This window comes from Acidiluteibacter sp. (assembly GCF_055129545.1).
On record NZ_JBSRUB010000018.1, the window covers coordinates 1 to 21,695 of the forward strand.

Here is a 21,695-nt window from a genome sequence, read left to right on the forward strand (position 1 = left end):
AGTTGTTTGGATCGCCAAATGCGCCTACTTTTTGCCAAGTAGCTCCTCCATCAATGGAAGATTGAACTACCGCTCCATCCCAACTAAACTCACTGTTCCAGAAAACATCCATTGATAATACTGGCAATGCCAATGAAGTGAAGTCAAAACATGGAGAAACAACATAACTTTCCTCATTTGCATTGTAATTACCACTTAAATTAGTAGCCCAAGCTTGAGTACCTCCTGCTGCTGTATTTATCACACTACCAGTAGGAGCTCCGAGAGCCCAAGTGGAGTTTGTTCCACCTGATGTCCAACCAGCAGGACCAGATTCAAAACCTTGTATATAAGGAAATGTTGAAAGAATCGGAATGTTAATTACTGTCTTAGATAAGGTATCATTATTATTTATTTGATCTGTTGCTAAACTTGTGTAGGCTTTTATATTATAATTACCTGGCGTAGACAAATTAATCGTTCCGTTGAATGTGTAGACTAATGTATCCAAAGGCAAGAGTGTAGCTGATATGGTATCCTTAAGCACATTCCCACCGTTAACATCAATCAAAACATAGAAGTTTGAAACGGGAGCAATTCCTGCATTTACAATTGTTACAATAGGTGTCTCATTTCCTAATCCACATGCGTTGTTTGGTGCATCTATTGAATATAATTCAAGGTCTTGGGATGGGGTTTCATAAATACTAATGTTGTCAAAAGCAAAACCTTCATCCATGACAGAGCCATCAGAACCAAATGCAATTCTTAAAATCACACCACTCACTGAACCTAAACCTGTAAGAGGAGCTTTCACTTGCACCCAGCTTCCGCTTCCATTAGAAGAGCTAATTCTACCCGTCCATCCTTCTTGAGAAGGAGCTAAAGTTTGAAGTCCATTAATAGTATTATCATTATACCAATTGTTCGGGTCGCCATTGGCTCCCACTTTTTGCCAAGTAGTACCGCCATCAACTGAAGATTGAAGGATTGCTCCATCCCAACTAAATTCAGAATTCCACCAAACATCGGCAGAAAAAATAGGTGCGGTTAGTGTTGAGAAGTCAAAACAAGGAGAGACAACAAAACTTGCTTCACTAGCATTGTAGTTTCCTGTCAGATTGGTAACCCAAGCGTTAGTACCATCAGATGCTGTATCAATTACAGTAGCAGTTGGTATTCCTAATGCCCAAGTTGAGTTTGTTCCTCCTGTAGTCCATCCTGCAGGACCACTTTCAAAACTTTCTGCATAAGGGAAACCTCCGATAATTGGAATGTTTGTTATATTTTTAACTAAAGTATCATTCAAAGGAGTCGGGTCATTTAGTAAATTGACATATGACTGAATTGCAAATTGACCATTCGCTGATAAATTAGCAGTACCCGTAAATGTATAGTTAAATAAGGCATTGGGTAAAATAGAAGCAGTGACTGTTTCAGTTACAGGAGTTCCCCCATTTACTGTAAAGCTAGCGTCAAAGGTTGTAATTGTGCTTGTACCTAGATTTTGCACTTCTATTGAAACTTGTTCTGTTGCAGTTAAACCACAGCCAGAAGTTGGCGAGGTAATTTTAGTTATGCCCATTTCATTCGGAACAGGTTGAAAAATTCGAACCTCATCGATGGATATATCGCCAGTATAACTGGTTCCTCTTTTACCTATAAATTTTAAGGTTATTGTTTTTCCAACATATCCGCTTAACACTGTAGATGATACTATGAAAGGGTCTGCTCCTGAAGTTTGTTGTTGACCAATAAGAGAAACGATTGTATCACTGACATTATTGGTATCAATGACAACATACAATTCACCCATACTAGCTCCGAACATATGGTAAGAAAAGTCTAGTTTTGTTCCGGATGCTCCAACAGGAATTGAAACTGGAGGTGCTGTAAGGATATTTTGATCGTTTAATACTCCACCTGAAGTTTCTAAATAGAAATATTTTCCACCTGTTGTGGCTGGGAATGTTGCATCAAAAAATGGACCAGTTGCAGTCGAGTTTTCATTAGCACCAGAAGCATCTTCTACTTCCCATTTAGGATCTGTTGTACCTGAATTAGTCCAACCATTTGCAAAGGTAGGCCCTACGGCTCCTGTAGTAAATCCTTCAAAGTCTTCATCTAAAAAAGTTTGCGAAAATCCAGCAAAACTTAATAAAACGAGACTTACTGATAGTAGTCTTTTTTTCATAAAGTGTTTATTATTAATTAATTGTGTATTTAAAATTTAATCTAAAGTTAAAATTAAGAAAAAAACATTCGTTTTCAATGTATTAGGTATTTATTGTTGAAAACTATTTTTTTACCCTAAAGCTATAATTCATTGATTTTAAATAAATGATTGTTTGGAAAGTGATTATTGATTCAGATCAATAAAGTCAATGGGAATTAGATTCAATATTTGAGCCGTATGGAATTATTATTTGAGAGTCAGCAGTTTATTTTTAAATAATCCCATCAATAATTGTCAATTTTCGATCAGTCATATTGGCCAACTCTTCATTATGAGTGACAATTACGAAGGTAGAATCAAGTTCTTTCCTTAAGGTAAAAAACAATTGATGCAACTCTTTAGAAGACTTTGAATCTAAGTTTCCACTAGGTTCATCTGCAAAAATGATGGAAGGTTCATTAACTAGCGCTCTAGCAACTGCAATGCGCTGCTGCTCTCCACCTGATAGCTGGGACGGTTTATGACTTGCCCTATTTTTTAAATTTAAAAGCTCTAATAATTCAATTGCTTTTTTTTCGGCCGCCTTTTTTGATTGGCCCTTTATAAAAGCAGGTAAACAAATGTTTTCAATGGCGGAGAATTCTGGCAAAAGTTGATGAAATTGAAATACAAAACCTATGTTTTCGTTTCTAAATTTGGATAAATTTTTGTCGTTTAATAATGTGGTGTCCGAATCCTTGATGATTAAATGACCAGAGTCTGGAGATTCTAAAGTGCCCAATATTTGAAGCAAAGTCGTTTTTCCTGCACCGGAAGCGCCTACAATTGAAACAATCTCGCCTTTTTGGATTGAAAGATTAACTCCTTTAAGGACTTCTAAATCGCCATAAGATTTTCGAATATTTTGTGCTTCTAAGATACAATTATTCATAGCCGACCAAAATACTAATTAATATTTTCAACCTCTTTACAAATCAACCATTTTTTTATTTTCTAAAAACTAAATAAGTGCTACTTTTGGGATTCCAATATTTTAGTTGATAATAAAAATATACTTAATGAATATTCACGAATATCAAGCGAAAGAAACTTTAAAAAGCTTCGGAGTAGCAATTCAAGAAGGAATTGTAGCAGACACACCTGAAAAGGCGGTAGAGGCAGCAAAAAAATTAACAGAAACAACAGGAACTAGCTGGTGGGTGATTAAAGCTCAAATTCATGCTGGTGGTCGTGGAAAAGGTGGCGGAGTTAAGTTGGCAAAGTCGCTTGACGAGGTTAAAGAAATTGCATCTCAGATTTTGGGTATGCAGTTGATTACACCACAAACCTCTAAAGAAGGTAAAAAAGTACATCAAATATTAGTTGCACAAGATGTTTATTATCCTGGCGAAAGTAAAACGGAAGAGTTTTATGTGTCTGTTTTATTGAACAGAGCTACTGGTAGAAATATGATCATGTATTCTACTGAAGGTGGAATGGACATTGAAGAGGTTGCTGAGAAAACTCCTCACTTAATATTTCATGAAGAAATTGACCCTTCAGTTGGATTGCAAGGTTTTCAAGCACGAAAAATTGCATTTAACTTAGGTTTGTCTGGAAAGTCATTTAAGGAAATGGTAAAATTCGTTTATGCGCTTTATGCAGCTTATGATGGAATTGATGCTTCTTTGTTTGAAATTAATCCTGTGTTGAAAACATCTGACGATAAAATTATCGCTGTAGATTCTAAAGTATCTATTGATGCAAATGCATTATATAGACAAAAGGATTTAGCTGCAATGAGAGATGTTAGAGAAGAGGATGCTACTGAAGTAGAAGCTGGTGAAGCAGGTTTGAACTTTGTTAACTTGGACGGTAATGTTGGTTGTATGGTAAACGGAGCTGGTTTAGCTATGGCAACTATGGACATTATTAAATTAAGTGGTGGAAACCCTGCAAACTTCTTAGATGTTGGTGGTACTGCCAATGCAGAAAGAGTAGAGAAAGCATTTAGAATTATCTTAAAAGATAAAAACGTTGAAGCAATTCTGGTAAATATTTTTGGTGGTATTGTAAGATGCGATCGTGTTGCACAAGGTATTGTTGATGCCTACAAAAATATTGGTGATATTCCAGTTCCAATTATTGTAAGATTGCAAGGAACAAATGCTGAAGAGGCCAAAAAGATTATTGATGAATCTGGATTGAAAGTGCATTCTGCAATTCAATTGCAAGAAGCGGCTGATAGAATTAAAGAAGTATTGGCATAGTCCAATCAAAATAAATAATTTTAAAGTCTCGTAGGAATTCTCTTACGAGACTTTTTTGTTTTTAATATGGCTTATTTCATTCCTGATTTTATTGACTTTTTTAAAGAGCTAGCTCCAAACAATCATAAAGATTGGTTTGATGAAAATCGAACTCGTTATGAAAAAGTAGTGAAAGATCCATTTAAGAAATTTGTTGGAGATCTTGCATTTCATTTATCCAAGCACAAGCCTGGCTTAGAATTGGAACCAAAAAATTTAATCTTCAGAATTAATCGAGATATTCGATTCGCAAAAGATAAACGACCATATAAAACCTTTGTGTCTGCCATTATCTCAACAGGAGGCAAGAAGGATAAAATGATACCCGGAATGTATTTTGAGCTGGGGCCGGAAGGTTTGATTGTTTATGGAGGAGCTTTTAGTCCCAATAAAGAACAGTTGGAAGATATTCGGTTTTACATCGCTAACAATATGGAGGCTTTCAATTTATTAATTGCAGATAAAAAGTTCACTTCTACATTCGGAACGATTCAAGGAGCGAAAAATGTTCGACTTCCAAAGGAGCTACAAGAAGTCGGTGAAAAACAACCTTTGATCTATAATAAACAGTTTTATTTTCAGTATTCACTCCCGCCATCTGTCATAGTTTCAGATTCAATTACTGAGGAATTAGAGAAGTACTTCTTAATAATGAAACCTTTAAATGACTTTCTGGAAGTAGCCATGGGCTATTAATATTAAAAAAGTATTGTCAGATTCAATTTTTATTGTACTTTTGGTTTACAATATAAACTAATTTACTAATTGAATAAATTTACATTTATGGAAAGTGAAAAGCAATTGCAATTAATAGAAGAAATGATTTCTACAGCGAAAGGGAATCTGAAGGAGGGAAGTATCTTTTATTTAATTTGGGGATGGTTGGTTTTAGCGGCAGCGCTATTGAACTACTTTCTATTAAATTTTACTGATTACCCCAATCATTGGGTAGGATGGCCAGTTTTAATGGGTTTGGGAGCAATTATAAGTGGTGTCGTTGGATTTAAAATGGAACGAAAAAGAACCGTTAAAACCTATGTCGATAGAGCTATAGCATATCTATGGACAGGTTTTGGCGCAACACTTTTAGTTTTAATATTCTCAATGATGTATTTAGGGGTTCTTAAAACATACCCTATTTTAATTTTACTTTACGGATTAGGAACATTTGTAAGTGGAGGGATATTAAAATTTAAGCCCCTTATAATCGGAGGAATTTTGTGTTGGATAATTGGAGCGATTGCAGTTCATGCTAACTTCTCACAACAATTACTTTTGATAGCACTTGCAGTGATAGTTTCATACATTATTCCTGGACATTTACTAGCTGCTAAAACAAAAAAATATGTTTAAAGACTTAGATCCTTTATTGCATTCTCAGTTAAGGTTATCTATCATTTCTCTTCTGATTGGATTAGAAGAGGCCGATTTTACCTTTTTGAAAGACAAAACAGGAGCTACTGCAGGGAATATTAGCGTTCAGATTGACAAACTAGAAAAGGCCAATTATATAAAAGTAAAAAAGAGCTTTAAAGGTAAACGTCCACTGACTACCTGTAAAATTACTCAAGTAGGAGTGACTGCTTTTGAAAAGTACGTAGCTAATTTAAAAACTTATATAACTAAATAACAATGGAAAAAGTGAAACAAAGAAAAAAAGGAACCCCAGGTAATGTGATTTTTGTTGGGTGCATGTTTATTGGAATCGGAATAGGAATGTATTTTCGATCTACAGGAATGGGTACCCTTATAGGTATGGGTGTGGGCTACATACTTAAGGCCATCATAGATTCTAAAACGATAACTAATTGATATGAAAAAGCAAATTTGTCTAATACTATTGAGTGCATTATTTTCTTTTAGCCAACTAAGTGCGCAGGAGGGAAATTCGAAAGAATGGAATGTCGGTTTTCAACTCAACCAATTTCAATCTGACTTTGGATTGGGAATAAATGTGGCATTCCCATCGATAATTAAGGATGCTGTAATAATTCGTCTCCGTGCTAATATGATGTATTTCGAGCATGTGAATGCAGGAAAAACTGAATGGACACCATATTCAAATGTGATGCTTGGAATTTTAACAAAAAAATACAAAGTGGCTGATTTTATGGCATTGTATGGCGAAGGTGGAGTTATAGGCATTTTGCCTTCATCTAAATTTAGTTCTTCAAATTTAGATATCGGTGGATATGGGATCTTTGGCTTTGAATTCTTTTTCGTGCCTGAATTTAATTACTTTATAGAGCTAGGAGGATTAGGCACAGGTGCTGTTGCCGATAAAATTCCTTTTGAACCCATATATTCTAACGGTTTTCTGGTAAGTGTCGGTTGGAGAATGAATTTTTAAATAGAAAAGAGGAACTCAATTGAGTTCCTCTTTTTTTATGAGGTAATACATACAAGTCGTTACAAAATTTCTAGCCCACGGTAATGCAGAAATCGGACTAAGCTGTTTAAGCGCTTTCATTTTGAATTTATACGTATAAATAGGGTTCACTAAATAAAATGTGCGTTGTTTGATGGAGTAATTGTTTTCCTTACAAATCTTCTCAAACCGTTCGATACTGATCCCGGTTTCTTTAATTTCCAATAATTCATTGATTGTTTCTTCAGGTTCATTAAAAGTTTTTAAAACACCTTTATAAATGGACGTTGGCAACAAATGAAAATAAGGAAACTTTGAAAGAAATTTACTCTTAGCTACTTGCTGATGCCCACCAAATGGCATTTGCCAAGGCGGAAATCCAAAAAAGATGTGACCTTCAGGCTTTAAAAAATCTCGTAACTGACGAATCAATTTATTTTGATCAAAAATGTGTTCGATGACATCTTTTAGAATGATTAAATCAAACTGACCTTGCATCTCTTGTTCGAAATCAACATCGTAAATGTTCTTGTTGATTAAGAATGCTCGATCTTCGCTTTCTTCTTTTGCTAGGTTCTGTTTTGCCTTAGCCAATCTTGAAGGTGAAAGTTCTACGCCATAACCAATGCATCCTTTGTCTATAAATGCTTTGATAACTCCACCTTCAGCACAACCAATTTCAAGTACTTTCATACCTTTGATTAATGGGATTTCTTGCTCAATAAATGGCAGCATATAATCTACTGCATTTGCCGTTTGCATTTTAAAATAACGCTCTTTGTCCTTGTGAAAATCGAATGCCATGAATTGAATTTGAGCGTCAAATTTAAAAAATTAAAAGTTAGTAAACGGTCTAAGTTTGTTAGGAATAAATAATCGAATTAAATGAAAAGAATTAGTGTTTTAGGTTGTGGTTGGTTGGGTATGAATGTTGCGAGTGAATTAATTAAAAGAGGAAATGTTGTCAAAGGTTCAACTACCTCTGATGAGAAAATTGACCAACTTGAAGAGGCGGGGATACAACCTTTCTTATTAAATGTAACCAAAGAAGTCGCTGAACAACCTTGGATTGATTTTTTTGAGACAGATGTATTGTTTGTGAATTTACCTCCCTCATCAGCTAGTAATTCTAAACAATCTTATGCTGACGGATTTTGGAAGTTAATCCCATTGATTGAAAACTCGAGCATTAAGCATGTTGTTTTTATTAGCGCAACATCAATCTACGCCAATAACAATGATTGGGTGACGGAAGAAAGCACACACTCTCATTCGGATAGAGCGCAGAGGCTTTTAGCCGCAGAAGAAATATTTATTCATTCAAAATCATTTACAACAACAATTATTCGATTTTCCGGGCTGGTTGGTAATGGTCGGAATCCAGTAAAATTTCTGAGTGGAAAGAAAAATTTAGAAGGAGGGATGAATCCCGTTAATTTGATTCATATCAAGGATTGCGTGAATATATCTATCCTTGCAATTGACCATTTGAAAAATGGAATATTTAATGCAGCTGCAGATGAACACCCAGATAAGGAAACATATTATAACGAAATGGCAAAAGTGTATAACATTGCTCCTCCTGAGTATACTCAGCAATCTGTTCCTAAAGATAATTCGTATAAACGAATAGGTAACGAGAAACTAAAAATGGAATTTAACTACAATTTTGTTTTTCGTAATCCATTATTTTTTGAAAAGTAGAAATCTTTTTAAATAGACAACAAAAATGTTACTTTCTTTGTCTTAGGATAAATACAACAATTATTAAATTGAGAATTATACCATTTCTATTATTTTTTAGCCTTTATTCACTCGGGTATACTCAGTCAATTGTTTATGGGGTGTCTGGTGCGTTGACTTCTTCTAATTATTCATTTAGAGAGGGAAGTAATTATTCAAAGAATTTAAAGTATCCACTAAATTATGGGGCTGCGGGTGGATTGTTTATTCGATATAGTCCTTCAAAAGAGCAAGTGTCCCGGAATAGGCCATTCCGACCTATGTTGCAGGCTGAGGCAAAAATTGCAAATCATGTGATGTTGACTAATTCTTTTCCATCAAAATCTTCTATAGAAAGTTTTACGGATCAGATATTTCGCGCTGAGGTACCATTTCTATTCGGAGTGGAGTATAAGGGAAAATACCATTTTCTTATTGGCCCCAGTTTGAATACCAATCTGGCCATTAATTCTAGAACAGATTATAAGGATGGAACTAAGAGAGTTTATTCGAATACCATCAGGTACTACAAGCGTTTTGGCGTAGGTTTGAATCTGTCTGCAAGTTATTCGTATAAATTTTTAATTTTTTCTGTTCAATACGAGAGGTCTTTATCAGCCGTGAAAGTACAAGCATTTTCAGAGTATTTTAAATTAAAAATGAATACTTTAAGAGTCGGACTGGCTATATCTTTGTTTAATAAAAACAATGAAAAAAACAAAAATAGTATATATTGGAAGTGATAATTATCAGTTTAAATAAACTATATAATCGTAATTTAGCAATTCTAAAATTTAATGAATGGAACCAGTAATAAAATACATTAACAAAGACCAAGCAAAATTCTTCTCTACTCTAAGGAAAAGAGTTGATGGTTACTTTAAAGAAAGTCAGCAATCTAAGTATGGCAGTAGCCGTTTAGTCTGGAAGTCGATTGGTGTTTTTGCACTTTATTTTGTGCCTTACGCACTTTTACTGTTAGATATTTTTCCAATTTGGGCGATGATTGCATTGTCAGCTTTTATGGGAATAGGTATGGCAGGAATAGGCATGGCCATCATGCACGATGGAAACCACGGTACTTTTTCGAGTAAAGGTTGGTTAAACAGATTAATGGGGTCATCCATTATATTAGTTGGAGGTCACAAATCAAATTGGAAAATTCAGCACAATGTGTTGCATCATACTTATACTAACGTTTTTGAAGTAGATGAAGATATTGATGCAAATGGATTAATTAGAATGTCTCCTCATGCAGAGCGTAAAAAAATGCATCGTTTTCAACATATTTATGCTTTCTTTTTATATGGTTTAATGACTATGTTTTGGTATACTTTTAAAGATATCAAACAGCTTACTGATTTTCATAAAAGAGGTTTGCAACACGGAAAGAAAATGGATATTAAAAGTGAAATTTTTAAGTTGACTCTTGGTAAAGCGATTTATACTGTTTACATGTTAGTGATTCCGATGTTGGTAATTGACAGTGTTCCATGGTGGGGAATCCTTATCGGATTTAGTATCATGCATTTTGTTTGTGGTGTGACACTAGGTGTTATTTTCCAGTTAGCTCACGTAGTTGAAAATACGGAACAACCATTGCCTGATTCAACAGGAACAATTGAAAATACATGGGCAGTTCACCAATTAATGACGACTGCTAACTTTGCAAGAAAAAACAAAGTCTTAAGTTGGTATATTGGTGGTTTGAATTATCAAGTAGAACATCATATTTTTCCTAATATTAGTCATATCCATTATCCTGAAATTTCAAAAATTGTTCAGGCTACTGCTAAAGAATTTAATGTACCTTACAATGAGTACGAATCTTTCTGGGAAGCGTTTGCATCTCATGTTAGATTGTTGAAGGAGCTTGGTGCTCCTCAACCCAAAATGGCATAAATTGAAAATATAATAAAATGAAAGCTTTCCAAACTGGGAGGCTTTTTTTATTTTAACCGTTTTGCGATGATATAAATGGGGTTGTTTTCTAAATCACTTGATGCTATAACGTACTTATCTCCGCCATCTTTAATTTTGCCTTTTGCTTTTATTATTTCAGGTGTAAACGGATGATTTCTGCTGATTATGTTTGCTTTCTTTGGCAGTCGATTTACTTTTGAGGTAATTGATTCGATTTCAAATATTCTACCTGGAAATTCTTTTAGGAGAATATCGGAAGTGTACAAATGAGAATTTGGAGCAATTTTATATAAATCGAATGCATTGCCGATCGTTTTAAATCCTCCCGCTTTTAAAATACTTGAATTGGGTTCATACAAATAGTGCATAGGAAGACTATATGTATTGCCAGTTTTCTCCTCTACAACTAGATCAAACTCGAACTTTTCCACTTCATTCTTTGTAAAATTGACAGTATGTATTTTAATGGCCTTGGATGATTCTTTCTCTAAGGTGAATAACACCTCTTTACACTCATTGTTAACAGAAATAACATCGACTCGATTAACTTCCTTCAATTGGTGAATGGCGATTTTAATGTCTATTAATGGAGAGACTTTAATGAGAATTACTCGGCCAAATTTAAACAATTGATCTTTGATTTCGATAACGTTCGGTGTGCAATCTTCTAGGGCGACCCCTTTGGAGTGTTTATCACTTCTCCGATCTGGATCAAGATAGATTAGATCAAAAAAGGCATTATTTTTTTCTAAAAATGACTCTGCTGTTTCATTAAAGTATTCAACTTTGTTGGGATGAAACAGGGATAAATTATGCGTAGTAAGCTCAAATAATTCTCGATAAGACTCTACGTACACTCCTTTTTCGGAATGATCTGCAAAATGCTTCGTATCTACTCCAAAACCTCCGCTAAGGTCAGCAAAAGTGGTGTATGAATGGATAGAGCTCTTGTATTGCGCAGTTATCTCAGAAGAACATTGCTCTAAAGCAACTTTTGTAGGGAAAAGAATATCTTCTTGAACCCAAGAAGGGAGTTTTTTTGTGGCAATTTGTAATCCTTGAATTTGTTGTAAAATTAGTTTTCGTGGGAGTTCGGACTGTTTACTTAACTTCAATGCCAATGATTGAACATTGTCATTTTTATGAGCCATTATAAATGCTTTAATCTCTTTGGTCAACTCCATGAATTACTTCCCTTTCATTTCCAAAAACACATAGGAAATAATATTCGCTCCCATTTTTAAGGATGAAATTCGTTTCTCTTCACTGTCGTTGTGTACTTCTGGGTCTTCCCAACCATCACCTAAGTCACTCTCAAAAGAATAAAAGAGCACTAATCGTCCTTCATGAACTATCCCAAACCCTTGAGGCGGATTATCGTCGTGTTCGTGAATTTTTGGTAATCCATTGTTAAAATCAAATTGCTGATGGTAAATGGGATGAGAAAATGGAATTTCGAGCAATTCATATTCAGGAAAAACCTTTTTTATTTCATTCCGAATAAACTTGTCCATTCCATAATTATCATCAATGTGTAAAAAACCTCCGGCCAATAGATAAGTTCTTAGATTTTCTGCTTCTTGAGATGAAAAAACAACATTCCCATGACCCGTCATATGTACAAATGGATAGTTGAAAAGTTCGCTACTCCCAACTTCTACAATGTCTTGTTTGGTATTAATATTAGTGCCAATATTCTTGTTGCAAAATTGGATTAGATTGGGCAAAGAGGTCTCTAAATTGGCGTACCAATCGCCACCACCATTGTATTTTAATAAAGCCACTTGAACATTTTGTCCTGTTGCAAAAAATACAAGAAAAAGTGCTGTCAAAAACGTTGGAATAGATTTAGTCATAACTCAAATTTAGTTGTGTGCATGCTACAATTGCTGCGGTTTCAGTTCTTAATCTAGCACTTCCTAAGGAGACTGATTGGAATCCTTTTTGTTTTGCCATTTCTATCTCTTTGGAACTAAAATCTCCCTCAGGACCTATCAATAAAAAGGTGTTTTTTTGGTCGTCTATTGAATCCATCAATTTGATTTTATCGAGGTCATCTGCACAGTGCGCAATTAGTCGATTGGCATCAGGATGCATTTGAAGCACGTCTTTAAATGAATGGACTTCTTTTAATTCAGGCAAATATAATTTCAGCGATTGCTTCATAGCGGCCACTAAAATTTTCTCCATTCGATCATGTTTAATGACTTTCCGCTCTGAATTGTCAGTAACAATTGGAGTGATACTACCTATACCTATTTCGGTTGCTTTTTCAAGAAACCATTCATAGCGGTTGTTATTTTTAGTTGGAGCGACTGCTATATGGAGTTGTTGATAAGGGTTACTCACTTTTTTCTGTTCTACAATCGTCAGCGTGCATTTTTTAGGATGTGCGTCTAAAATAGAGCAGTGGTATAAGGAACCATTGCCATCAATAACATCAATTGAATCATTTTCCTTTAAGCGCATAACACGAATTGCGTGCTTCGAATCATTCTCATCTAGAGTGATTATTTCGGATTGGATAGATGTGGAATAAAATAATTGCATCGAATACAAAGGTAATATTGTTGAAAGATATTCATTCAAATTTTTTGAAAAGGCTTTAATTCATAATTTAGCGGAAATATTTTTTTGATGAAGAAGATTTTAATAGCCAACAGAGGAGAAATTGCATTACGAATTATGCGAACTTGTAAAGAAATGGGAATTGCTACGGTAGCTGTTTATTCAGAAGCCGATCGAAAGGCCCCGTTTGTTCATTACGCCGACGAAGCAGTGTTGTTAGGACCATCTCCTTCCTCAGAATCTTATTTGTTGGGTGATAAAATAATTGCTGTTGCTAAAGAATTGAACGTTGATGGAATTCATCCTGGTTATGGCTTTCTATCAGAGAATGCAGACTTTACTCAAAAAGTGACGGACGCAGGAATCATTTTTATAGGTCCTTCTCCCGAAGCAATGCGTGTGATGGGGAGTAAATTGGCGGCAAAAGCAGCGGTGAAAGAGTACAATATTCCTTTGGTGCCAGGAACTGATGAAGCCATTACAGATATTAATGAGGCCAAACAGCGTGCGATAGAAGTTGGATTCCCAATTTTGGTAAAAGCTTCTGCCGGTGGTGGTGGCAAAGGAATGCGAATTGTAGAACGCGTGGAAGATTTTGAAGAACAAATGGATCGCGCAGTTTCTGAGGCCATTTCTTCTTTTGGAGACGGTGCTGTTTTTATTGAACGGTATGTGGGCTCTCCGCGTCACATTGAAATCCAAATACTGGCCGATCAGCATCAAAATATTTTGTATTTGCAAGAAAGAGAGTGTTCTATTCAACGAAGACACCAAAAGGTAATAGAGGAAGCTCCATCAATGGTGCTAACACCTGAGATTAGAAAAGCAATGGGAGAAGCCGCAGTTAACGTAGCTCGCTCTTGTGATTACGTTGGTGCAGGTACTGTTGAGTTTTTATTGGATGAAAATAAAAACTTCTTTTTCTTAGAGATGAATACTCGTCTTCAAGTAGAGCATCCCGTGACTGAGCAAATTACAGGTCTAGATCTAGTTCGAGAGCAAATTAATATTGCTAGGGGAGAGAAATTGGCTTTTACCCAAGAAGAAATACCAATGAATGGGCATTCATTTGAGGTAAGGGTCTATGCAGAAGATCCAATGAATAACTTCTTACCAGATATTGGTACTTTGAATACCTACAAACGACCACAAGGATTGGGTGTTCGGGTAGATGATGGGTTTGAAGAAGGGATGGAAATTCCTATTTATTACGATCCAATGATTTCTAAATTAATCACTTTTGGTAAAGATCGAGAAGAGGCTCGATTGAGAATGCTAAGAGCCATAGAAGATTACGAGATTAGCGGTGTAGAGACCACATTGGCTTTTTGTAAGTTCGCGATGAGTCATGAGGCTTTTATCAGCGGAAACTTCGATACTAATTTTGTGAAATTGTATTTTACACCTGAAAAATTGGAGGTTGAAACTTCTATCGAGGAAGAGATTGCAAGCTTGATGGCTGTAAAATTGTTTGAAACAGATAAAAAATCTGAGATTCAAGTAGATGATAGCGGATTGTCTTCTAAATCGAATTGGAGAGCAAACCGATTGAAATAGTTAATTAACAATTACCTTCTCAATATTAGTGTGAGTGGAGCTTATTATTTTGAAAACATAAATGCCTTTTGGAAAAGTGCTCACGTTTATTGAATAATAATCTTGATTCGGCTTTTCAATTAGTTGTTGTCTTCCATTGAGATTATAGATTTCTATTCTTACAATTGTTTCATTAGATTCAATATTTACAAATTCGCTAGAAGGGTTTGGATAAACGATTATTCTACTACTTTTAGGATGTTCTTGAATAGTTTGAATTTCAGAATAACTGTAATCCCCGTTGTAGTCGGTTTGTTTTAGTCTATAATAGTTAGTTACTGAAAGTTCTGTATTTTCAATAAATTGATAGTTAATAACTTGATTGCTATTCCCGGCTCCGCTAATTTTTGAAAGGGTTGACCATCGCAATGCATCAGTAGATTTTTCAATTGTGAAATAATCATTGTTTATTTCAGAGGCAGTTTGCCACTCCATGAGCACATTATTTAATTGTTTTTTTACTTTGAAGTAGTTTAATGTGATTGGTAATGGTGTTGTGGAAATCGAGCCAACTAGGAAGTTGTCAAAGAACGCCTTATTTGCGCCACTTCCATCACCTAAAGCTCCAATGATAACATTGTCGGAAGGTGTCCAATACATATCTCTATTGTCCGGTCCATTATTCGTCCATTGCTCCACATTGTCTACCAGAAAACGTCCTATACCTGTGCTTGGGATGTAATAGAAACGGTAGGTTCTGAATACATCATCATTTGGAATGGAGTAAATATTTCCTGAACTAACAGTAGTATAACTACCAGCACCATCTTTCACTCTATAACTTACTGAAAGATTTCCCCCTAAAACTCCTATTAATAAACTAGCTCCTCTTTTAACTAGTTCTATTTGGGTTTCTTCTCGTTGATAGTCGATGGATAAATCAATTCCTTGTACATCAAATGTTGGAGAGCCCGGTATAGTGAAGTTAATATCCATTTTTGGTGTGCCTGCATTCAATCCATTTGTGCCGCCTTTTCCGCCAGTAGAAATATATGCCGAACTACTCACGGAAATAGCATTCGGACCTAAAGTTGCTGTAGTTGGTGATCCAGAATTCCAATTAAATTGGCTGATTATTTGTGCATTTAGGCTGAAAGACAGTATTATACTGAATAGAAAAATTGAACGTTTCATTTTTGATTTTTAATTTCCTGGTGCAAAATTACTAATGAAGCAACACTTATTTCAATTGTATTCGATATGAAGCGCGCATAATAAGTTGAGAAGCGATTTCTTTCGGTAAATGAAATAGCAATTAACTTATCAGAACAAGCTTGTTGAGACTTGTCTTTGTTTTGAAGTTTCCAAAAGCCACTATCGCTTCGTTCCCATTTAATTCTAATACCTTTCCGCCTTGTTTTCCATCGATCAATTTTACAGTAGAACCGACGATAATTGGTTTTGAATCCTTCTTTTTAACAGTTTTTTTGCGTTTCGATTTTGCTTGAACTATTGCTGCTTCTTTAAGTGCAGCTGCTTTTTCAATTTCATCCTTTTTACTTTTTTCGATCGCTAGGTATTTTTTGACTTCTGCTAGCACTGCTTTATTCCCTTTTTTATTTTCAAAAGCGTCAATAAATTGCATCATTTTTTTACCACTTGTCAAGAATTTATTGTTCTTCTCTATTGTGTCTTGTTGCTTTTCTAGTCTCTCTTCGTATTGCCTCTGTTTGATTTCGTATGCTTTACGTTCGTCTTCTGCAATAATTTTAGCCAATCTAGTTTGTGCATTGATGTGCTCGAATTCAGCTTTTTCTTTTTGAAGTTCAGCAATCAAGTGATCCATTTCTACCTTTTTGATGTCAACCTTATCCTTCGCTAATTCAATGATTTCTTTATCGATTCCATTGATTTCTGCGACCTCAAATGTAAATGAAGAACCAGGCTGTCCAACAGATAATTTAAACATCGGTTGTAAGGTCTGTACATCAAAAAGCATGTTGGCATTGAGTGTGTTTGCTAATTGGGCAGCCTTCAGTTTGATATTTCCGTAATGAGTCGTGATGACTCCAAAACTCTTTTTACTGTATAATTTCTCAAAGAAAACTTCTGCCAATGCGCCGCCTAAGTCAGGATCAGAACCTGTACCAAACTCATCTAAAAGCAGCAAGGTTCTCTTATTTGCAATGCCTAGAAAATAGTTCATTCGCTTTAAGCGATAGCTGTAGGTGCTCAGTTCGTTTTCTATACTTTGGTTGTCGCCGATATCAGAAAGGATGTGGTGAAACCAGCCCATTTTACTTTTAGGATCAACGGGAATCAATAAACCACATTGCATCATTAATTGCAATAGTCCAACCGTTTTTAAGGTGATGGATTTTCCTCCTGCATTTGGACCAGAGATAACCAACATTCTGCTGAACTTATCCATTTTTACACTTTGTGGAAGGGTTGGTTTTTTTAGCTCTTGATTTTTGAGCCACAACAATGGATGATAAGCGTCAATAATGTCGATATAACTTTCGTCAACTAACTTTGGTTTTATTCCATTGACTAATTGTGCTAATTTTACTTTGGCCTGCACGAAGTCTAATTCAGTCAACAGTAGCTGATATTCGTTCAACAAAGGAAGATGACCCCTAATTTGCTTCGTTAACTCTCTAAATATTTTTTTGATTTCTTTGCGCTCATCATCTAAAAGTTGCTCCAATTCAAAATTTAAGCTTTCGGTTTCTTCCGGTTCAATATAGGTAAGAAATCCCGTATTGGAAGAACCTAGAATTTTGCCTTTCACTTGACGTTTATAAGAGGACACGATGGAAAGTACACGGCGATCATTCACCAAACTTTCGTTGCTTTCCGCTAAATATCCTTTTGACCTCATTCGTTTCAGAGCGATGTCAAAGTTCTTTGTAATCTGCTTTCGAGTGGCAAATATGCTCATTCTAATTTGATACAATTCTGGAGTCGCATTGTCTTTTACACGAAGTTTGTTGTCCAATATTTGTTCAATTGATTCTACAATTTCTGTCGTGTATTCCGCTTGTTGAATCAAGTTTGAAAGCAAAGGATACTCACTTTTGTTTTTAAAACTAAATTGGAGTAACTCATTCACCAATCTACTCGCGTCCAATATTCGAATAATGTGCTCTAATTCTAGAATGGTACTTTGAATGCCGAGTAGTTTTATTTCAAAAAGCAATTCTTTAAATTCTAATCTTGGAAAACGAACCCCATTTTCTCGAATGGTTAAAAGCTCTGTAGCCAATGATAAGTGGTGATCAGTAGCGTTCAAATTTTTTAATGGAGCTAAAGAATCAAACCGTTCTTTAGCTGTTTCTCCATAGCAAAAGTGAATTAATCGATCCGTTATGTCTTTGAAATTTAAATCTTCAGCAGTTTGTTCGTCGAAAAGTATCAATCTAAAATTTGGCTTTATTCAATGATATTAAAAGGGAGAGCGAATCATACTAACAAGAAAGCTTGAAAAAAGATTCCGGTTAGTAATAAGAAACCAAAGTTAATTGCTTTTATAGTCAAGATTATTGAAAAGGGAATAAAACTGGAAAGTGCATAAAAAAAGAGCAGCGACCCCTCGCTGCTCTAAAAACTAAACCTACTACTTAAATCAAATGAGCTACTCTTAAACTCATTGACGCTTCAAATATAAGATGTTTTTTCCATAATGCAAATGAATTAATAGATGAATGGTCGAAATTCTTAGTTAAGCTGCACTTTTTAAGATTTTTTTAGTTTTTAGAACTGAATCATAAAGCATAATTAACTTCGCACATAAAAAAATGGATCGAAAAAAACATGTAAATCGTTTTCGGAAAATTGGAATTGCTGAAGGAATTTCATTCATCGTCTTATTATTTATAGCAATGCCATTAAAATACATGGCAGGAATACCTGAATTAGTAAAATATGTAGGATGGGCGCATGGAGTTTTGTTTGTAGCTTACGTTTTTCAATTAATAATCGCGGCATATTTAATGAAGTGGTCGATAGAAAAGGGAATTCTTTATTTCGCACTTTCGTTGATTCCATTCGGCACTTTTTATCTTGATAAAAAATTAAAGGTACAGCTAACAGCGCTTTAACATTTATTATTAGGGTTGATAAATCCGAACTCTGTACTTCCCTCGTAGTTGTTGTATAAATTAAAAACAAACAAATTTTATTTAATACAAACAATTATGAAAACGAAGAAAATTTTAAAAGTAACAGCAGCAGTAGTATTATTATTAATCGGTGGAACATCAATGGCGCAGAAAACCAAAATGGTGGGCGGAGCTGAAATGTTTCCAACGAAGAACATTGTAGAGAATGCTGTAAATTCAGAAGATCATACCACATTAGTTGCTGCAGTTAAAGCAGCTGGTTTAGTTGAAACACTTCAATCAGAAGGACCATTCACAGTGTTTGCACCTACCAATGCAGCCTTTGAAAAGTTGCCAAAAGGCACAGTAGAAACATTGGTGAAGCCAGAAAATAAAGCAAAGTTGACGGCTATTTTAACGTATCATGTAGTTGCAGGGAAAGTGGATTCTAAGTCATTGGCCAAAATGATTAAGGATGGAAAAGGAAAAGCGACTTTAACTACCGTTCAAGGTGGAAAGTTGATTGCTAAGATGCAAGGTGATAAAGTAATTATTGTTGATGAAAACGGGAATGCATCTACTGTGACAATAGCAGATGTTTACCAAAGCAATGGAGTGATTCACGTGGTAGATACAGTAGTATTGCCAAAATCATAGTCTACATTTTTATATAGTTTTAGGTTTGGAGAGGAGCGGTAATTCATTATCGCTCCTCTTTTTGTTTTGAGCTCAGTGTGTTGTGATCTATTATAGATCTAAAGCTCACTAAATTATTATTTATTAGAATGGCAATTGATTTGCTTAATTTTGCAAGTCTAAATCAAAATCCAAACCACCGTGTCTTTAGATTCATTAAAAATCAACAAACAATTAAAACTGGCATTGAATGCTATTGGAGCTCATTATCCAACAGAAATTCAAGAAAATACAATTAATCGTATTGTAGGCGGTCATGATGTTGTAGCGATTGGTCCTGAAGGTACTGGCAAAACAACCGCAGTGGTTATGGGAGTTATTGCTCGACTGATTTATGCAAAAGGCGATGCACCAAGGGCCTTAGTTTTAGTTCCTACTCAAGAAAAGGTGGAGGAGATGGTGTTGTTGTTTGAGCAGCTAGGAGTCAATACAGATTTACGAGTAGAAATAATTCGAAAAGGAAGCAATTTTGACTTTCAACGTGATTTGTTAGCTGAAGGTGTTGATGTTGTCATAGGAATACCTGAACGTGTTCAACCTTTTTATTATAAAACAGGAATTAACATTACCCAACTTAAAATGTTTGTTGTGGATGGAGCGGATCAAATCACTCGATTGGGAACGCATACTTCAACGAAGCAATTGGGAGAAAATATGCCGGCCAAGTGTCAGCACATCGTTTTTACTGAAGTGATTCACCCCAAGGTGGAAAATATGATTGAGGACTTTTTAAACTTCCCCACTTTTATCGAAGTAAAAGCACAAAAAGAAGCGGATATCAATATTATTGATCCTGTATTATATGAAGTTCGAAACTTCAAAACCAAATTGAACTTGCTGAATGTATTGGTTGGAGACGCCCCTTCCTATCCAAAGATGGTCGTGTTTGTCAATAATAAATTGAATGCTAGTAAAGTCTACAAGAGTTTAGACAAACGAAATGATGGTCAGATTGTGTTGTTGAATGCACCATTTTTTGACCAAAGAAGTGTCTCTTCAGTAGAAGATTTTAAAGAGGTAGAATTTTATAGAGTCCTTATTATAGCGACTGAAGATTTAGAGCAGACGTTAGATTTATCTGCGATTCCTTGTCTGGTGCATTTTGACTTAAAAGATGATAAAGACAGCATTATTAACCGAATAGTCCGTCAGGAAAATACTCCTGAAGATGCTCAGGCATTATTCTTTGCGACAGAAAACGAGATAAGTACACTACGAAAGATAGAGCAGACAGTGGATATAGCGATGCCCATTGAAGATTTACCAATTGGAACAGTTATAGAGGGTGACGCTGAACGAATCGAAGTTGAAGAGGTTTCTAAAATCAGTGATGATCCAAACAAAGGAGCTTTTCACAAGAAGAAGGAAAAGAACTCTAAAGACTACAACTACGGAATTCGAGATAAAGTTGAAAAGTTCGGTAAATACAAAAAGAAGAAAGGTAAGCGTAAGAATAAATAGGAGTAGAGTTACTCCAATATTTCTGTCACGTTTCCTTTTATGTTGAGGTAAATGTCATTGATAGGTAAATCATTGGCGTCATCTCCAAATGGATCTTCAATTTCTTCTGCAATCAATTCTATACTGCTGAATATGTAAAATATCAGTGCGACAATCGGCATGGCCCAATAATCAAATGTTTGGACGAACCCAATTGGCATCGTAAAAACGTACAAGAATATTACTTTCTTAATAAAAATGTTATATGAGAAGGGGATGGGCGTTTTTTTGATTCGCTCGCAAGCACCTATATTATCTGTGAATGACTTTAATTCTAGATTAAGATAAAGTAATTGCTCATCGCTTAAAATACCTGTAGTTCTCAATTCTTGTACTTCTCGATACATCGCTTTTGCAATTGCATTGGGGAGGTGTTTGAAATCCGAATAATACGCTAGCGGATATTTCTCAGTTACTCGCAATACTTTATAATCTGCCTTGTCTCGCAAATGATCTTTCGCAGCTAAAATGTAATTGCTGATCAATACACTAAAGGTATTTTTTACCTTTTGATCAGCAATCATTGCATCAATTTTAAGTGCTAAGTTTCTTGAATTGTTGACAAAACTGCCCCAAATCTTTCGGCCTTCCCACCATCGCTCGTAAGCTGAGTTCGTCCGGAATACTAACAATAACGAAAGAACAAACCCCACTAGTGAGTGAATATTTAGTGTATTGGTAAATTCGACAGCTAGAATTTCCTTTTCCAGATAATTGATTAGGCCAGTATAGATGGCCACTCCAATTATACCTGGAAAGGTTCTTCTAAAAGTATCACTTTTGTGAAACGTAAAAATTAACCGCCACCAATCTTTGGGATTGTATAAGACCATTAT

General features: G+C 35.3%; 21 protein-coding genes and 1 pseudogene. 13 read left to right on the forward strand and 9 right to left on the reverse strand.

What is annotated here, in order from left to right; all coding sequences use genetic code 11:
• A pseudogene (locus ACTB0X_RS10055) lies at positions 1-2,173 on the reverse strand (hypothetical protein); the annotation flags it as partial.
• 253 nt (positions 2,174-2,426) lie between these two features.
• Positions 2,427-3,074, reverse strand: a complete 648-nt coding sequence (locus ACTB0X_RS10060; RefSeq protein WP_463024945.1) for an ABC transporter ATP-binding protein — start codon at positions 3,072-3,074, stop codon at positions 2,427-2,429.
• A 139-nt stretch (positions 3,075-3,213) separates the two neighbouring features.
• On the opposite strand from ACTB0X_RS10060, the gene sucC reads away from it, so the two are divergent.
• The 6 genes from sucC to ACTB0X_RS10090 all read left to right on the forward strand — a co-directional run bounded on the left by sucC (position 3,214) and on the right by ACTB0X_RS10090 (position 6,793).
• Complete coding sequence (sucC, locus tag ACTB0X_RS10065) at positions 3,214-4,404, forward strand: ADP-forming succinate--CoA ligase subunit beta (RefSeq protein WP_463024886.1); 1,191 nt, start codon at positions 3,214-3,216, stop codon at positions 4,402-4,404.
• Positions 4,405-4,470: 66 nt separating this feature from the next.
• Positions 4,471-5,139, forward strand: coding sequence for a DUF2461 domain-containing protein (locus ACTB0X_RS10070; protein WP_463024887.1), 669 nt, complete (start codon positions 4,471-4,473; stop codon positions 5,137-5,139).
• Positions 5,140-5,226: 87 nt separating this feature from the next.
• Positions 5,227-5,796, forward strand: coding sequence for a hypothetical protein (locus ACTB0X_RS10075; RefSeq protein ID WP_463024888.1), 570 nt, complete (start codon positions 5,227-5,229; stop codon positions 5,794-5,796).
• Positions 5,789-6,073, forward strand: a complete 285-nt coding sequence (locus tag ACTB0X_RS10080; protein ID WP_463024889.1) for a winged helix-turn-helix domain-containing protein — start codon at positions 5,789-5,791, stop codon at positions 6,071-6,073. Before ACTB0X_RS10075 ends, ACTB0X_RS10080 begins: the two co-directional genes overlap by 8 nt.
• A gap of 2 nt (positions 6,074-6,075) precedes the next feature.
• A complete protein-coding gene (locus tag ACTB0X_RS10085) occupies positions 6,076-6,255 on the forward strand; it encodes a hypothetical protein (RefSeq protein ID WP_463024890.1) in 180 nt (59 codons plus the stop codon).
• 1 nt (position 6,256) lies between these two features.
• Positions 6,257-6,793, forward strand: a complete 537-nt coding sequence (locus tag ACTB0X_RS10090; RefSeq protein ID WP_463024891.1) for a hypothetical protein — start codon at positions 6,257-6,259, stop codon at positions 6,791-6,793.
• A gap of 15 nt (positions 6,794-6,808) precedes the next feature.
• Here the strand turns inward: ACTB0X_RS10090 and ACTB0X_RS10095 are convergent, their stop codons facing one another.
• Positions 6,809-7,615 (reverse strand): class I SAM-dependent methyltransferase, encoded by an 807-nt coding sequence (locus tag ACTB0X_RS10095; protein ID WP_463024892.1) that lies wholly within the window; start codon positions 7,613-7,615, stop codon positions 6,809-6,811.
• A gap of 81 nt (positions 7,616-7,696) precedes the next feature.
• On the opposite strand from ACTB0X_RS10095, the gene ACTB0X_RS10100 reads away from it, so the two are divergent.
• The 3 genes from ACTB0X_RS10100 (at position 7,697) to ACTB0X_RS10110 (ending at position 10,435) form a co-directional block, all read left to right on the forward strand.
• Positions 7,697-8,515 (forward strand): NAD(P)H-binding protein, encoded by an 819-nt coding sequence (locus tag ACTB0X_RS10100; RefSeq protein WP_463024893.1) that lies wholly within the window; start codon positions 7,697-7,699, stop codon positions 8,513-8,515.
• A 68-nt stretch (positions 8,516-8,583) separates the two neighbouring features.
• Positions 8,584-9,276, forward strand: a complete 693-nt coding sequence (locus ACTB0X_RS10105; protein WP_463024894.1) for a porin family protein — start codon at positions 8,584-8,586, stop codon at positions 9,274-9,276.
• A 58-nt stretch (positions 9,277-9,334) separates the two neighbouring features.
• Positions 9,335-10,435 (forward strand): fatty acid desaturase family protein, encoded by a 1,101-nt coding sequence (locus tag ACTB0X_RS10110; protein WP_463024895.1) that lies wholly within the window; start codon positions 9,335-9,337, stop codon positions 10,433-10,435.
• 47 nt (positions 10,436-10,482) lie between these two features.
• On the opposite strand, the gene ACTB0X_RS10115 is transcribed toward ACTB0X_RS10110, so the two are convergent.
• From ACTB0X_RS10115 to ACTB0X_RS10125, 3 genes are read right to left on the reverse strand one after another with little or no spacing between them, the layout of a single operon-like run.
• Positions 10,483-11,640, reverse strand: a complete 1,158-nt coding sequence (locus ACTB0X_RS10115; RefSeq protein ID WP_463024896.1) for a THUMP-like domain-containing protein — start codon at positions 11,638-11,640, stop codon at positions 10,483-10,485.
• Between the two features lie 3 nt (positions 11,641-11,643).
• Entirely contained in the window at positions 11,644-12,312 is a 669-nt protein-coding gene (locus tag ACTB0X_RS10120) for a DUF4159 domain-containing protein (RefSeq protein WP_463024897.1), read from the reverse strand.
• A complete protein-coding gene (locus ACTB0X_RS10125; RefSeq protein WP_463024898.1) occupies positions 12,305-13,006 on the reverse strand; it encodes a 16S rRNA (uracil(1498)-N(3))-methyltransferase in 702 nt (233 codons plus the stop codon). The genes ACTB0X_RS10120 and ACTB0X_RS10125 overlap by 8 nt, the downstream gene beginning before the upstream one ends.
• 87 nt (positions 13,007-13,093) lie before the next feature.
• Between ACTB0X_RS10125 and ACTB0X_RS10130 the strand changes: the two genes are divergently transcribed.
• Entirely contained in the window at positions 13,094-14,581 is a 1,488-nt protein-coding gene (locus ACTB0X_RS10130; protein WP_463024899.1) for an acetyl-CoA carboxylase biotin carboxylase subunit, read from the forward strand.
• On the opposite strand, the gene ACTB0X_RS10135 is transcribed toward ACTB0X_RS10130, so the two are convergent.
• Both ACTB0X_RS10135 and ACTB0X_RS10140 read right to left on the reverse strand, forming a co-directional pair.
• Positions 14,582-15,754 (reverse strand): T9SS type A sorting domain-containing protein, encoded by a 1,173-nt coding sequence (locus ACTB0X_RS10135; RefSeq protein ID WP_463024900.1) that lies wholly within the window; start codon positions 15,752-15,754, stop codon positions 14,582-14,584.
• A 121-nt stretch (positions 15,755-15,875) separates the two neighbouring features.
• The gene (locus tag ACTB0X_RS10140; protein ID WP_463024901.1) at positions 15,876-17,981 is read right to left on the reverse strand and encodes an endonuclease MutS2; all 2,106 of its coding nucleotides are present in this window, start codon (positions 17,979-17,981) and stop codon (positions 15,876-15,878) included.
• 379 nt (positions 17,982-18,360) lie between these two features.
• Between ACTB0X_RS10140 and ACTB0X_RS10145 the strand changes: the two genes are divergently transcribed.
• The 3 genes from ACTB0X_RS10145 (at position 18,361) to ACTB0X_RS10155 (ending at position 20,820) form a co-directional block, all read left to right on the forward strand.
• Positions 18,361-18,663: a DUF3817 domain-containing protein gene (locus ACTB0X_RS10145; RefSeq protein WP_463024902.1), complete on the forward strand. Its 303-nt coding sequence runs from the start codon at positions 18,361-18,363 to the stop codon at positions 18,661-18,663.
• Between the two features lie 96 nt (positions 18,664-18,759).
• Entirely contained in the window at positions 18,760-19,320 is a 561-nt protein-coding gene (locus ACTB0X_RS10150; protein WP_463024903.1) for a fasciclin domain-containing protein, read from the forward strand.
• A gap of 180 nt (positions 19,321-19,500) precedes the next feature.
• Complete coding sequence (locus tag ACTB0X_RS10155; RefSeq protein WP_463024904.1) at positions 19,501-20,820, forward strand: DEAD/DEAH box helicase; 1,320 nt, start codon at positions 19,501-19,503, stop codon at positions 20,818-20,820.
• Between the two features lie 8 nt (positions 20,821-20,828).
• Here ACTB0X_RS10155 and ACTB0X_RS10160 read toward each other — a convergent pair whose 3' ends face one another.
• On the reverse strand, positions 20,829-21,692 hold the full coding sequence (locus ACTB0X_RS10160) for a bestrophin family protein (protein ID WP_463024905.1): 864 nt from the start codon (positions 21,690-21,692) through the stop codon (positions 20,829-20,831).
• Between the last annotated feature and the right edge of the window lie 3 nt (positions 21,693-21,695).

Coding starts and splice junctions, on each gene's coding strand:
- sucC (WP_463024886.1), top strand. CDS start 3,214: ATGAATATTCACGAATATCAAGCGAAAGAAACTTTAAAAAGCTTCGGA.
- ACTB0X_RS10070 (WP_463024887.1), top strand. CDS start 4,471: ATGGCTTATTTCATTCCTGATTTTATTGACTTTTTTAAAGAGCTAGCT.
- ACTB0X_RS10075 (WP_463024888.1), top strand. CDS start 5,227: ATGGAAAGTGAAAAGCAATTGCAATTAATAGAAGAAATGATTTCTACA.
- ACTB0X_RS10080 (WP_463024889.1), top strand. CDS start 5,789: ATGTTTAAAGACTTAGATCCTTTATTGCATTCTCAGTTAAGGTTATCT.
- ACTB0X_RS10085 (WP_463024890.1), top strand. CDS start 6,076: ATGGAAAAAGTGAAACAAAGAAAAAAAGGAACCCCAGGTAATGTGATT.
- ACTB0X_RS10090 (WP_463024891.1), top strand. CDS start 6,257: ATGAAAAAGCAAATTTGTCTAATACTATTGAGTGCATTATTTTCTTTT.
- ACTB0X_RS10095 (WP_463024892.1), bottom strand. CDS start 7,615: ATGGCATTCGATTTTCACAAGGACAAAGAGCGTTATTTTAAAATGCAA.
- ACTB0X_RS10100 (WP_463024893.1), top strand. CDS start 7,697: ATGAAAAGAATTAGTGTTTTAGGTTGTGGTTGGTTGGGTATGAATGTT.
- ACTB0X_RS10110 (WP_463024895.1), top strand. CDS start 9,335: ATGGAACCAGTAATAAAATACATTAACAAAGACCAAGCAAAATTCTTC.
- ACTB0X_RS10115 (WP_463024896.1), bottom strand. CDS start 11,640: ATGGAGTTGACCAAAGAGATTAAAGCATTTATAATGGCTCATAAAAAT.
- ACTB0X_RS10120 (WP_463024897.1), bottom strand. CDS start 12,312: ATGACTAAATCTATTCCAACGTTTTTGACAGCACTTTTTCTTGTATTT.
- ACTB0X_RS10125 (WP_463024898.1), bottom strand. CDS start 13,006: ATGCAATTATTTTATTCCACATCTATCCAATCCGAAATAATCACTCTA.
- ACTB0X_RS10130 (WP_463024899.1), top strand. CDS start 13,094: ATGAAGAAGATTTTAATAGCCAACAGAGGAGAAATTGCATTACGAATT.
- ACTB0X_RS10135 (WP_463024900.1), bottom strand. CDS start 15,754: ATGAAACGTTCAATTTTTCTATTCAGTATAATACTGTCTTTCAGCCTA.
- ACTB0X_RS10145 (WP_463024902.1), top strand. CDS start 18,361: ATGGATCGAAAAAAACATGTAAATCGTTTTCGGAAAATTGGAATTGCT.
- ACTB0X_RS10150 (WP_463024903.1), top strand. CDS start 18,760: ATGAAAACGAAGAAAATTTTAAAAGTAACAGCAGCAGTAGTATTATTA.
- ACTB0X_RS10160 (WP_463024905.1), bottom strand. CDS start 21,692: ATGGTCTTATACAATCCCAAAGATTGGTGGCGGTTAATTTTTACGTTT.